Genomic DNA, 12,957 nt, shown 5'->3' on the forward strand with positions numbered 1-12,957 from the left:
ATTTTTCCCAATTGATTACAAAGCGCGATATTTGGCACGCAACCTTTGTCTGACCCATTCAGCAATCGAGTTCACACAAAAGGTGAACATGAGTAGCAATAGTGCCGCTAAAAAAAGCAACCGGTAATGGGAGTTCCCCACTTCCGACTCTGGTAACTCAACCGCAATCGTTGCCGATAAGGTGCGCATCCCTTCTAAAATATTCCAATCTAAAATGGGTGTATTACCCGTCGCCATAAGAACGATCATTGTTTCTCCGACGGCTCGCCCCAAACCCATCATGATCGCCGAGAATATGCCAGGACTTGCCGTTAACAACACGACTTTGGTTAATGTCTGCCAAGGTGTTGCGCCTAATGCTAATGACCCATCAGAAAGATGTTTAGGTACGGAAAAGATCGCATCTTCCGCAATAGTGAAAATGGTTGGAATGACGGCAAAACCCATCGCAAAACCAACCACCAGCGCATTACGCTGATCAAAATCGATGCCGTTTTGCGCGAGATAAATCTGAATATCGCCATCAAATAGCCAAACTTCAATTTGGCTGCTATACGAAAAGATAACCACTGCACTAACGACTAATACGGGGATTAGTATCAATGCGTGCCATCCATTTGAGAAATTTCGCACCCATGCTCTCGGTAATAGGTGCCAACCTAGCCCAACGAGTAACATCACAATGGGTAAAAATAGCAGCAGCGCTCCGACCGCCGCGAGATGGCTTTCAATTAATGGTGCAAACCACAACCCCGCTAAAAAACCAATAATGACGGTTGGTAACGCTTCCATCAATTCAATCGACGGCTTCACCACTCGGCGCATTCTCGGTGACATAAAATAAGCCGTGTAAATCGCGCCAAACACCGCAATCGGTATCGCAAATAACATTGCGTATGCTGCGGCCTTAAGAGTGCCAAAGGCTATCGGTACTAGGCTAAACTTAGGCTCAAATTCATCGTTCGCTGACGTCGATTGCCACACATATTGAGGCTCTGGATAACTTTCGTACCACACTTTTTGCCACAATGATGAGAGTGATATTTCAGGATAATCATTATCCACTTTTGCCACGCTGATCTTCTGCTCGCTTAACGTAGCGAGATAAAGCTCATTATTGGACATGGCGGCCAATTGAGGGGCTTTGTTGTACATCCTCTCAAACAACACCAGTTTTTCACTGGTCGTATAATGACTTTGGATTGTGCCATTAGGGTAGAAACTGTAAAAACCTTTGCGATAAGTATCCGGCAGTAACAGCATCACCTGCGGCGCTAATTTAAACTTACGAATCTGAGTCAGTTGACGTTCTTCATTTTGCAGCACATCAAACCATTGTGACACTAAGCCGTTACGGTGAGTCACCAGTAGCGAATAAGCACCGGACAATAAGTTGATTTGTGCCACGGCTCGATCGGAATTACCTTGGCTTAAATCAACCACTTCTCGCACGAAATAACCTTGACGACTCTTAACTGCAACAACCAATTCGGACCCTGAGCGAAGATAAAGCGTTTTACCATCTGGCGTAAAAAGCAATTGGTCCAAAGAAGGAAATGAGCCTTGAAACACAAAGCGCTGAATTGGCTCAACGTTATCACTCGTTAAGGTTTGTACTATCACCTCATCATTATCGAGATAAGAAGCGAAGAAAAGTGCCTCATCAGTAACGGCGAAGGCAAACTGGCGTAACGTTTGCGTTTTATGAGTCAGCCGAAATGTAGAAGGTAAACTGACGCGCTCAAGATAAGGAGAAAACTGGCGACCTTCCATGCTATGCAGATAACTGAATTTAGGGCGAGCAATAAAGACCTCTCCCGCCACATTGCTAGCGGCAAACCACCCATCCAGCGGGGGAGCTTGGCTAAAAAGATCAACGCGAATGGGGAGACTATCCGACCACAATGCGTGTTCCGTTTTGCCGTCCAAGGGCCAAAAGTTCATGCTGCCGTTAAGGTCAACAACAAAGGCATTCTCGCCGTATTCATCTATGGCCAAAAATTGAGGATTGGAAGTGGTTATACTCACTTGCGCCACGTTCCTTTCAATTTTTGCGCTACCAAAAAGAGGGAAAACAACCATCGCAAGATAGACAAAAATCAGAACTAAAGCGCCAAGTACACTCACGCCACCAAAACTCACTGCAAGGCGAACCAAACGGTCTTTTATCAACCGTTTTCTGTCACGTTCCTTCAATGAAAATTCACTTGGTGCCATTGCTCTCTCTACCCTTTTTCCTGTCTGCGTATAATATGTAATTTTCGTGACAAGTATATTACAACTCGCAATAAACGACTGAAAATAAAACAACTATACTCAACTTGCCTACTTGAAATAAAAATGTCACATAAAAGGCATAGTTTGCATAATCATCAATACCCGAATTGATTGCTGTGCAGAATCGCACAATCAGCACACAGAGGGTGAGTCAGTAAAAAACGTCAATTGAGTTAAAAGGTAACATGAATGAGTACGGACAAGTTGTATATCGACAAGGAATTGAGCTGGCTTTCGTTTAATGAACGCGTATTGCAAGAAGCCGCAGATAAAACCGTGCCTTTAATCGAGAGAATACGGTTTTTAGGTATTTTTTCTAACAATCTGGATGAGTTCTATAAAGTTCGCTTTTCCGATGTAAAACGGCAAATTTTGATCAACCGAGAACGTGGTGGTAACGATACTACCAAGCATTTGCTGACACGAATGCAAAGTAAGGCATTCAAACTCAACCAAGATTTCGACAATCTCTATAATGAGCTTATTTTAGAAATGGCACGCCGCCGTATCTTCTTGGTTAATGAAACGCAGTTGGATGAGACTCAGAAAAAATGGATCACTAAGTATTTCCATAAAGAAGTGCGCCCGCATATTACACCGCTGCTCATGACTGACGACATTGATGTCATGCAATTTTTGAAAGATGAATATGCCTACATTGCCGTTGATCTCAAACACAATGACCGCAGCCAATATGCGCTGATTGAAATCCCGACAGACCACCTACCGCGCTTTGTCATGGTGCCGGAGCAAAAGGGCAAACGCCGCAAAACCATCATCTTATTGGACAACATCATTCGCCACTGCCTCGATGAGATTTTCCGCGGTTTTTTTGACTATGAAGAGCTCACGGGGTACGCGATGAAAATGACACGTGATGCGGAATATGACTTGCGACGGGAAGTCGAATACAGTTTGTTAGAACAGATGTCAGAAGGGTTGAATCAACGCTTAAGTGCTATGCCCGTACGCTTTGTTTATGAACGCGAAATGCCGACAAAAATGCTTAAATTCTTGTGCGAAAAACTCAAAATATCGCACTATGATAGCCTTCTTCCTGGTGGTCGTTACCATAACTTTAAAGATTTTATTGGGTTCCCAAACGTGGGGCGTGACTATTTAGAAAACAAGCCGCTACCACCCATGCAATGTGCTGACTTTGAAGGTTTTGCCAATGCATTTGATGCGATTCGCGCTCAGGATATTCTACTTCACTATCCTTACCACTCATTTGAACACATTACCGAGTTGGTAAGACAAGCCTCATTTGATCCCAAAGTGATCAGCATCAAAATTAATATTTATCGTGTTGCCAAAGATTCTCGCCTAATGAACTCGCTCGTCGATGCGGTACACAATGGCAAACGAGTGGTGGTAGTGGTTGAGTTACAAGCACGGTTTGATGAAGAAGCCAACATTGAATGGTCACGTATTTTAACCGAAGCGGGGGTCCAAGTAATTTTCGGTGCTCCCGGATTAAAAATTCACTCTAAATTGCTGCTCATTAGCCGCAAAGAACAGGACAACATCGTTCGCTACGCACACATCGGCACGGGCAACTTCCATGAAAAAACCGCCCGTATCTATACGGACTTTTCACTACTGACCGCCGACAATGAAATTGCTACCGAAGTACGAAACGTGTTTGGCTATATTGAAAACCCTTACCGACCAGTTAAATTTAGCCATCTCATTGTGTCGCCAAGAAACTCTCGGATTCAGCTTTATCGATTAATCGACAGTGAAATCGCCAATGTGAAACTTGGTAAAAAAGCCGCAATCACTTTAAAGTTAAATAACTTAGTGGATAAAGGGTTGATCAATAAACTGTATGGTGCGAGTAGCGCGGGCGTACAAATTAAGATGATCGTCCGGGGCATGTGTTCACTGGTTCCGGGAATTGAGGGCGTGAGTGACAATATCAAAATCATCAGCATCGTTGATCGCTTTTTGGAACACCCTCGTGTCATTATTACGCACAATGATGGCAACCCGCTGGTGTATATCTCCTCTGCCGACTGGATGACGCGCAATATCGATCATCGTATCGAAGTAACGACACCAATTCGTGACCCACGTTTGAAACAGCGTATGATTGACATTATGAATTTACAATTTACCGATACAGTGAAAGCGCGCTGGATAGACAAAGAGATGAGCAATAATTATGTAGAACGTGGTAACCGTAAAAAAGTGCGTTCGCAATTTGCCATCTACGACTATCTTAAGAATGTAGAAAGACAGACCAGAAAGAGCAAAGAACCCTTACATGACAATCAACCCAACTAATACTATTCGCGATATTGCGGCCATCGATTTAGGCTCTAACAGCTTTCATATGGTGGTGGCCAAAGTCGTCGATCAAGACCTGCAACTGGTGAGCCGCCATAAGCAACGTGTACGCTTGGCGGCTGGGTTAGATGAACAAAAAAATTTGGATGCCGATGCCATAGAGCGAGGACTTGAATGCTTAGCGATGTTTGCCGAGCGGTTGCAAGGTTTCGAACCTGAAAACGTGCGTATCGCGGCCACGCATACACTGCGTCAAGCCAATAATGCTCATACATTCTTGCAACGAGCCAAACAAGTACTGCCTTTCCCTATTGAAATCATTCCCGGAGCTGAGGAAGCACGCTTAATTTATTTAGGCGTGGCACATACTCAACCTCAAGCAGCGTCTATGTTGGTGGTGGATATCGGTGGCGGCAGTACCGAGATGGTGATTGGCCAAGGGTTTGATCCAGACCTAATCAACAGCAAGCAAATGGGATGCGTCAGCTATACCGACCGTTACTTCGCTGATGGTAGGCTTTCAAGCAGAAACTTCGCTCATGCGATATTAGCCGCCGAGCAAAAAATCGAATCTATTGCGGCGAAATATCGCAAAAAAGGGTGGGAAGTCGCCTTCGGCTCGTCAGGAACCATCAAAGCCATTCACGAAGTACTGATTGGTTTGGGCTTTGATGATGGCATCATCACGCTTGAGCGAGTCAATAAACTCATTGAAAAACTCTGTGAATGGCAAAGTATTGATGAGATCGAACTCAGCGCATTGACTGACGATAGAAAACCCGTTTTTGCTGCGGGAGTTGCCATTTTAAGCGCGGTTTTAAAATCGCTGCGTGTGAAAGAGATGCATTTTTCTGATGGTGCATTACGAGAAGGTTTGCTTTATGAGATGGAAGATCGGTTCAAGTATTCCGATATCCGTTTACGTACCACTGAAAACCTCGCGATGAAGCATCTAGTCGACTTAGAGCATGCCGCTAAAGTCAAAGGCCATGCAAAAGAGTTTCTACAGAATGTGACCCCAGAGCTAGGATTGAAAAAAGGCAGCGAACTGTTTGATCTTTTGGAATGGGGAGCGTTATTGCATGAGGTGGGATTGAGCATCAACTTACAAGGCTTTCACCGACACTCTGCTTATATCTTGCGTCACACCAACATGCCCGGTTTTAACAGCGAGCAACAGCAAGTGCTATCGACCTTAGCGCGCTTTCAACGCAAATCCCTCAAGCTGCAAGAAATGAATGATTTCACCTTGTTTAAGAAAAAGCACATTATTGGCCTCATCCGCGTGTTGCGTTTAGCGATTGTTGTCAATAGCCAACGTAATGATGATCCTCTTCCTGAGTTAACGCTCAGCGCAAAAGATGATGAGTGGAAACTAGAATGTGAAGACGCCAATTGGTTAGAAAATAATAAATTATTACATGCGGATCTGATGTGCGAACAACAGTATTGGCGAAGTGTCGGTTGGCAGCTCAATGTTTAATTTGAATTGGGTTTGATTAAAAATAGCGAGCGAACAGCTCGTTATTTTATGCCCACTTTAGCTAGTTCTTGCAAAGCAAACTCGGCACTGACAGGCACATAACCATCTTTCCCAACAATCGCTTGTCCTTGCTTAGAAAAAATGAAACGGATAAATTCTCGCTGCATGGGTGGCAGATCCTGATTAGGATGTTTATTCACATACACATACAAATAGCGAGATAACGGATAAGCACCTGATAGAATATTTTCATAACTTGCGGCAATAAACTGATCGCCTTGTTTGGCTATCGGAATCAATTTCACACCAGAAACCTGATAACCAACACCAGAATAACCGATAGTATTGATCGACGAAGCAACCGATTGTACAACCGATGCCGATCCCGGCTGCTCGTTTACTCCCTTTTTGAAATCGCCACCACACAGTGCGTTTTGTTTGAAATAGCCATAAGTTCCCGACACCGAATTTCGGCCAAACAGTTGAATTCCCCGCTTAGCCCAATCCTCATCAACGCCCAATTGCGCCCAAGTATTGGTCGGTTGTGTAGCACCGCAGCGCAACGTGGATGAGAAAATACTGTCTAATTGAGTAAAATTAAGCCCTTTGATTGAATTATCTCGATGTACAAAAATACCAATGGCATCTATCGCAACCCGCAATGCCGTCGGCTTATAACCGTGTGCGCGTTCAAATGCTTCAATCTCACGACCACGCATCGGTCGACTCATTGGGCCAAATTGCGCCGTTCCTTCAGTTAAAGCAGGAGGCGCAGTGGAAGAACCTGAGGCTTGAACTTGAGCATTGATATTTGGGTAGATCGTCTTAAACTCTTCAACCCAGAGCGTCGTCATTCCTGCCAGAGTGTCTGACCCCACTGAAAGTAAACTACCTGCAACACCGTTAGTTTTTGAGTAATCCACGAGCGGCTGAGCGCTCACGGCGTTCGTGGTAATCAGTAAGTAAAAACAGAGAAAGGCTGTAAATATGCGATGTATCATGACAGCACAACCAAACGTTTAGGCAAAATAAAAGAGAATTTGCTGCCAACCCCCACTTCACTGTGAATCTGCAAATGCGTGTCATGATGTGACAATGCATGCTTAACAATCGCGAGCCCAAGCCCACTTCCTCCAGTATCTCGCGAACGTGCTTTATCGACACGATAAAAACGTTCCGTTAAACGATGTAAATGCTGTGGCTCAATCCCTTCCCCTTTATCCACCACGTCTAAACAAGCACCTTGCGCGTTTTGATACCAACGCACATTAATTTCCGCTCCCGGAGGCGTATATTTGACGGCGTTATAAACAAGGTTTGATATAGCACTGCGCAGTTGATCTTCATCGGCCAATACTTTAAGTCGCTTATCGACATCAAAATGCAGTCGATGATGATGATCGCCACTTAAACTGATCGCTTCTTTTTCAAGTACTTCCAACATAGCCGGAACATCAACCACTTCATCCAGCTCATGCATTGGCGCCGCTTCAATTTTTGACAACGTCAGCAGTTGATTGACTAAACTGTTCATACGGTTTAACTGCTCAGTCATCACTCCATGTGCCTTAGGCCACATCGGCCCTACCAGCATGTCAGGGTCTTCTGTCATCTCAAGATACCCTTGCAACACCGTCATCGGCGTTCTCAGTTCATGAGAAACGTTAGCAAAGAAATTTCGGCGCATGCCTTCTAACTGTTTCAACTGAGTGACATCACGCACAACCATCAAATGCTCACCTTCTGTGTAAGGCACAATACGCAGCTCTAACATGCGCTCAACATTAAGTGGAGAGCGCATTTCAAGTGGTTCTGTGAAATCATCTTTTTGCAGATATTTGATAAAATCAGGGGCGCGCAATAAATTTGAGATAGGTTGACCTGCATCGTCTGGCCAGCGAAAACCGAGCAGGTGTTGTGCAAGTCGGTTACACCAAACAATGTTCCCTTCGTCACGGAACACCACCACCGCATCGGGTAGCGATTCAGCCCCGTTACGAAAGCGGCGGATCAAATTGGTCAGTTCTTTGCGTTTTTTACGTTGACGTTGCTGTAAACGGTAAATCCCATTAAACAGGTATTCCCAATTTCCAGTCCCGGAAGGCGGCGTTAAACGTTTTTCATCCCACAACCAAGCCGACAAGCGCATTTGGTTATGCAAATGCCAAATCAGTTGCAACGCCGTAGCCGCTAGCAGCAGCCAAGCCATATGGCCAAAGATCCAGCCAACGATAATCCAAGGAGAGTAAAAAAAAGCCAGCTCCCAAGCCAGCCTTTTCCACGTTAAACGTTCAACCATTTCGTACCTTAATTAATCCTTTATGTTCTGGATGAAAAGCGATAACCGGCACCACGTACTGTTTGAATTAATTTATCGTGGCCAGCCTCTTCTAACGCTTTTCTCAGACGGCGTATATGAACATCGACAGTGCGGTCTTCAACATAAACGTTGGTACCCCACACATTGTTCAATAACTGCTCACGGCTATAGACGCGTTCTTGGTGCGTCATAAAGAAGTGTAGCATTTTGAATTCCGTCGGCCCCATCTCTAAGGCATTATCATTAGCCGTTACTCGATGAGAGACAGGATCTAACTTCAATCCTTGCACGTCGATCACATCTTCCAGTGCTGTCGGTGTGACGCGCCGGATAACCGCTTTCAAACGAGCTACCAACTCTTTAGGCGAAAAAGGTTTGGTTATGTAATCATCCGCACCCACTTCAAGGCCGCGAACTTTATCTTCTTCTTCACCACGGGCGGTTAACATCACAACCGGAATGTTGCGTGTTAATTCTTCACGCTTCATATGCTTAATAAAGTTGATACCACTCCCGCCGGGCAACATCCAATCTAATAACACAAGATCGGGAAAGGGTTCAGCCAGTTTACTCACCGCCGTGTCGTAATCTTCCGCTTCAACAGCTTGATAACCTTTTTGCTCAAGCACGAAACACAACATTTCGCGAATGGGTGCTTCGTCTTCAACAACCAGAATCCTTCTAGACATTTGAATAACCTTTCTATGTAATCAACGCTATGCATTATGGGAAACAATTATGACACTTTTGTGACCTTTGCAAACAATTTTTCATATAAGTTTCTTATCAAGTTCATGATTATATTTTGAAATTGATTTAAGACTTTAGCTTTCAAATCCCCTATCATGTTGCGTCTTCTAATTAAGTAAGAGAAAGAATATGTGGTTTAAAAACTGTATGGTTTATCGTGTTAATCGCGATGTAGAATTCAACGCCGATCAGCTCGAAAAACAACTGGCCGAATTTCGTTTTACGCCATGCGGCAGCCAAGATAAGCAAAAATTTGGTTGGGTTAACGCAATGGGTAAACACGGCGACATGATGACCCACGTTTCTGAAGACCGTATTCTGATCTGCGCGAAAAAAGAAGAAAAGATGTTACCTGCTTCGGTCATTAAAGATTCTTTGAATGCCAAAGTTGAAGCGATGGAAGTGGAAGAAGGGCGACCTCTCAAGAAAAAGGAGAAGGAAAGCCTCAAGGAAGATATTGTCATCGATCTCCTACCTAGAGCATTTAGCCGCAGCAATCTCACCTTTGTGCTTATTCTACCCAAGCAAGGCTTCATTTTAGTCGATGCAGCAAGCTACAAAAAAGCTGAGGACGTTTTGGCGCTGCTACGCAAAACCATGGGTAGCCTACCCGTAGTACCTGCGATCCCAGAACAAGCGGTAGAAACAACACTTACTCAGTGGGTTAAAAGTGGCGAACTGCCACAAGGGTTTAGCTTGTTGGATGAAGCTGAATTAAAGTCGTTATTAGAAGATGGCGCAGTGATCCGCTGTAAGAAACAAGAACTGACAAGCGATGAGATCTTAAGCCATATTGAAGCCAATAAAGTTGTCACTAAACTGGCATTGAACTGGCAAGATCGCCTGAGCTTTATTCTGGCTGAAGATTGTAGCATTAAGCGTTTGGCATTTAGCGATGAGCTCAAAGAACAAAATGAAGATATTCCACGAGAAGAGCAAGCGGCTCGCTTTGATGCCGATTTCTCATTAATGTGTGGTGAAATGTCGGCATTTTTGCCTAACTTATTTGACGTTCTCGGCGGCCTTCCTCACCCGAACGCTTAACAAAAGCATCATGCAAAAGCCCAATACCCTTAAAAGTGTTGGGCTTTTTTGTATCACTTACGATCCCTACTAGGCATAAGGTTATTTTTAACGTAAAATTTGCGCCCCTCCAATACCATCAGGTGGTATTGGCCTGACTTGAGATCAGATTAGAGAAAAACAATGAGCACACATACCCCTTTTGTCCCCGAGCTACTATCACCGGCGGGCAGTCTAAAAAACATGCGTTATGCGTTTGCTTACGGTGCAGATGCCGTTTATGCCGGCCAACCTCGTTATAGCCTTCGTGTACGCAACAACGAATTTAACCATGAAAACCTGCAAATCGGTATCGATGAAGCACATGCTTTGGGTAAAAAATTGTACGTGGTTTGTAATATTCAACCCCACAACTCAAAACTTAAGACATTCATCCGAGATCTAAAGCCTGTGGTTGAAATGGGACCAGATGCGCTCATTATGTCTGACCCTGGGCTTATCATGATGGTTCGTGAAGCATTTCCTGAAATGCCTATTCACCTTTCAGTTCAAGCCAATGCTGTTAACTGGGCAACAGTTAAGTTCTGGGCATCCCAAGGCGTTGAACGAGTGATTCTATCACGCGAACTTTCGTTGGAAGAAATTGAAGAAATTCGTGAGCAATGTCCAACGACCGAACTCGAAATTTTTGTTCATGGCGCATTATGCATGGCTTATTCAGGTCGCTGTCTATTGTCTGGCTACATTAATAAACGTGATCCAAACCAAGGAACATGCACTAATGCATGTCGTTGGGAATACAAAGTTGAATCAGCCAAAGAAGACGAAACCGGTCAAATTGTCGAGAAATTTGATCCAGCAGCAGTTCAAACTATCAAGGTACAAGAAGAGCGCCCTGATAATACACTTGGTTTAGGCAAACCGATTGATGATGTGGTTTTGCTTTCAGAAAGCCATCGTCCAGAAGAGAAGATGGCCGCTTTTGAAGACGAACATGGCACCTACATTATGAACTCAAAAGATCTACGAGCCGTACAGCATGTAGAACGATTGACGAAAATGGGCGTGCATTCATTAAAAATAGAAGGCCGTACTAAATCTTTCTATTATTGCGCTCGTACAGCTCAAGTGTACCGCAAAGCAATTGATGACGCAGTTTCAGGTAAACCATTTGATGAAAGCCTGATGGGCACTTTAGAAAGCCTTGCACACCGTGGCTATACCGAAGGTTTCTTGCGACGCCACACACACGATACTTATCAAAACTATGACTATGGCTATTCAGTCTCAGATTCACAGCAATTTGTTGGCGAATTTACGGGTAAACGTCGTGGTGAAATGGCTGAAGTTGAAGTTAAAAACAAGTTTATCTTAGGTGATAGTTTAGAGCTGATGACCCCAAAAGGGAATATTGTCTTCAGACTTGAAGCAATGGAAAACCGCAAAGGTGAAACTGTTGATGACGCAAAAGGAAACGGTCACTTTGTTTATATCCCGGTTCCTGAAGAGTTGGATTTAAACTTTGCTCTGTTAATGCGTAACTTGAATGCTGGCCAAGATACTCGTAATCCCGTAGGCAAGTAGTCATGGCATTATTGATCACCAGTAAATGCATTAACTGTGATATGTGTGATCCGGAATGCCCAAATGGCGCAATCTCTATGGGCAACCGGATCTATGAAATTGATCCTAATCTATGTACTGAATGCAAAGGACATTACGACAAGCCCACCTGTCAATCCGTATGTCCGATAACAAACTGCATCATTACCGATCCAGAACACATAGAAACTGAACATCAACTACTTGAAAAATTCGTCGTTATTCAAGGTTTAGCCTAATCATTGTAAAAGAGCCCAATCGTTAAGATTGGGCTCTTTTTTTTATCGGTGTGCTAAGCCTTTACTGTTGAGATAGTTCAACATATGAGGTCGAGATTCTTGTGCTAATTTAGCCGTTACCTCTGTAGACCAAGCCGCTTGCTTGGTATTGGAAGAACGCGTCTGATAATAAGCCCTCATCGTCTCATCATATTGCTCTATTTCAGCATAACTCAAAGCATGGTAGGTATTCTCATGAACAATTACCTCAGGAGATAAACGAGGTTTTAGTTGTGGATTCTGAGCCGGATACCCCAAACACATACCAAATAACACTGCGCAATATGAAGGAAGCTCTAATAACTCATCCACTTCTTTAGGTGAATTTCTTAAGCCGCCAATATAAACACCACCCAATCCCATCGATTCTGCCGCCAATAAACAGTTTTGTGCCATGATCCCAGCGTCTACAGCGCCAATCAAAGTGAGTTCAATCAGCTCTGGTTTTACTTCAGGATTAATGGCGTAATGACGTTGGTAGTCAATGCAGAACACTAAAAACTCAGCAGCGCTTGCAACATAAGCTTGGTTGCCCGCCAGTATAGCCAACTGCTCGCGTTTATCTTTATCCGTAACACGAATGATTGAATTAACCTGTAATAGGCTCGATGATGATGCCGCAATACCAGCAGAAATAATTGTACTCAGCTGATCTGGAGTTATCTTCTGATCGGTAAAAGATCGGATAGAACGATGTGCAAGAATAGTTTCAATGACTGGATTCATCTTATATTTTTCCCTACGAGGATATTGCCACTATCTTAGCAAGCATTACCTACTGATGCCGTAAAAATGCAAACTTAAAATTAGCACAGAAAAGATCGGTTTAATGCAGTATGGGGGCGATACTTTTATTGAAGTTATTGAAGAACAGGAATGTTCTAAAAAATAATAAGGAGATGAAAAATAGCAAAAAGCCTCAGCATTTCTGC

10 protein-coding genes are annotated in these 12,957 nt (G+C 43.8%); 5 read left to right on the forward strand and 5 right to left on the reverse strand.

Annotated features, from left to right (window positions below; all coding sequences use genetic code 11):
* Positions 1–15 precede the first annotated feature (15 nt).
* Complete coding sequence (locus tag DD616_RS14545; protein WP_208871847.1) at positions 16–2,217, reverse strand: ABC transporter permease subunit; 2,202 nt, start codon at positions 2,215–2,217, stop codon at positions 16–18.
* A gap of 249 nt (positions 2,218–2,466) precedes the next feature.
* Here DD616_RS14545 and ppk1 point away from each other — a divergent pair, with 249 nt between their 5' ends.
* On the forward strand, positions 2,467–4,566 hold the full coding sequence (ppk1, locus tag DD616_RS14550; protein WP_013857518.1) for a polyphosphate kinase 1: 2,100 nt from the start codon (positions 2,467–2,469) through the stop codon (positions 4,564–4,566).
* Positions 4,547–6,052: an exopolyphosphatase gene (gene ppx, locus DD616_RS14555; protein ID WP_017046241.1), complete on the forward strand. Its 1,506-nt coding sequence runs from the start codon at positions 4,547–4,549 to the stop codon at positions 6,050–6,052. Before ppk1 ends, ppx begins: the two co-directional genes overlap by 20 nt.
* A gap of 41 nt (positions 6,053–6,093) precedes the next feature.
* On the opposite strand, the gene DD616_RS14560 is transcribed toward ppx, so the two are convergent.
* From DD616_RS14560 to phoB, 3 genes are read right to left on the reverse strand one after another with little or no spacing between them, the layout of a single operon-like run.
* Positions 6,094–7,053 carry a PstS family phosphate ABC transporter substrate-binding protein gene (locus DD616_RS14560; RefSeq protein WP_208871848.1) on the reverse strand — a complete coding sequence of 320 codons (960 nt, stop codon included), beginning with the start codon at positions 7,051–7,053 and terminating at the stop codon, positions 6,094–6,096.
* Entirely contained in the window at positions 7,050–8,351 is a 1,302-nt protein-coding gene (phoR, locus tag DD616_RS14565; protein ID WP_013857521.1) for a phosphate regulon sensor histidine kinase PhoR, read from the reverse strand. The genes DD616_RS14560 and phoR overlap by 4 nt, the downstream gene beginning before the upstream one ends.
* A 20-nt stretch (positions 8,352–8,371) precedes the next feature.
* Positions 8,372–9,061 (reverse strand): phosphate regulon transcriptional regulator PhoB, encoded by a 690-nt coding sequence (gene phoB / locus DD616_RS14570; protein WP_013857522.1) that lies wholly within the window; start codon positions 9,059–9,061, stop codon positions 8,372–8,374.
* Positions 9,062–9,251: 190 nt separating this feature from the next.
* Between phoB and rdgC the strand changes: the two genes are divergently transcribed.
* The 3 genes from rdgC to DD616_RS14585 all read left to right on the forward strand — a co-directional run bounded on the left by rdgC (position 9,252) and on the right by DD616_RS14585 (position 11,986).
* Complete coding sequence (gene rdgC, locus DD616_RS14575) at positions 9,252–10,166, forward strand: recombination-associated protein RdgC (RefSeq protein ID WP_047689059.1); 915 nt, start codon at positions 9,252–9,254, stop codon at positions 10,164–10,166.
* A 162-nt stretch (positions 10,167–10,328) separates the two neighbouring features.
* The gene (trhP, locus tag DD616_RS14580) at positions 10,329–11,729 is read left to right on the forward strand and encodes a prephenate-dependent tRNA uridine(34) hydroxylase TrhP (protein WP_017046237.1); all 1,401 of its coding nucleotides are present in this window, start codon (positions 10,329–10,331) and stop codon (positions 11,727–11,729) included.
* A 2-nt stretch (positions 11,730–11,731) separates the two neighbouring features.
* Positions 11,732–11,986, forward strand: a complete 255-nt coding sequence (locus DD616_RS14585) for a YfhL family 4Fe-4S dicluster ferredoxin (protein WP_013857525.1) — start codon at positions 11,732–11,734, stop codon at positions 11,984–11,986.
* 42 nt (positions 11,987–12,028) lie between these two features.
* Here DD616_RS14585 and nfsA read toward each other — a convergent pair whose 3' ends face one another.
* Positions 12,029–12,751, reverse strand: coding sequence for an oxygen-insensitive NADPH nitroreductase (gene nfsA / locus DD616_RS14590; RefSeq protein WP_208871849.1), 723 nt, complete (start codon positions 12,749–12,751; stop codon positions 12,029–12,031).
* Positions 12,752–12,957: the final 206 nt, after the last annotated feature.

This window comes from Vibrio anguillarum (genome assembly GCF_003390515.1).
Taxonomy (GTDB): Bacteria; Pseudomonadota; Gammaproteobacteria; order Enterobacterales; family Vibrionaceae; genus Vibrio; species Vibrio anguillarum.

What these genes read in the sequence shown, in the direction of transcription:
- DD616_RS14545 (WP_208871847.1), bottom strand. Translation starts at nt 2,217, where the DNA reads ATGGCACCAAGTGAATTTTCATTGAAGGAACGTGACAGAAAACGGTTG.
- ppk1 (WP_013857518.1), top strand. Translation starts at nt 2,467, where the DNA reads ATGAGTACGGACAAGTTGTATATCGACAAGGAATTGAGCTGGCTTTCG.
- nfsA (WP_208871849.1), bottom strand. Translation starts at nt 12,751, where the DNA reads ATGAATCCAGTCATTGAAACTATTCTTGCACATCGTTCTATCCGATCT.
- phoR (WP_013857521.1), bottom strand. Translation starts at nt 8,351, where the DNA reads ATGGTTGAACGTTTAACGTGGAAAAGGCTGGCTTGGGAGCTGGCTTTT.
- DD616_RS14560 (WP_208871848.1), bottom strand. Translation starts at nt 7,053, where the DNA reads ATGATACATCGCATATTTACAGCCTTTCTCTGTTTTTACTTACTGATT.
- rdgC (WP_047689059.1), top strand. Translation starts at nt 9,252, where the DNA reads ATGTGGTTTAAAAACTGTATGGTTTATCGTGTTAATCGCGATGTAGAA.
- phoB (WP_013857522.1), bottom strand. Translation starts at nt 9,061, where the DNA reads ATGTCTAGAAGGATTCTGGTTGTTGAAGACGAAGCACCCATTCGCGAA.
- trhP (WP_017046237.1), top strand. Translation starts at nt 10,329, where the DNA reads ATGAGCACACATACCCCTTTTGTCCCCGAGCTACTATCACCGGCGGGC.
- ppx (WP_017046241.1), top strand. Translation starts at nt 4,547, where the DNA reads ATGACAATCAACCCAACTAATACTATTCGCGATATTGCGGCCATCGAT.
- DD616_RS14585 (WP_013857525.1), top strand. Translation starts at nt 11,732, where the DNA reads ATGGCATTATTGATCACCAGTAAATGCATTAACTGTGATATGTGTGAT.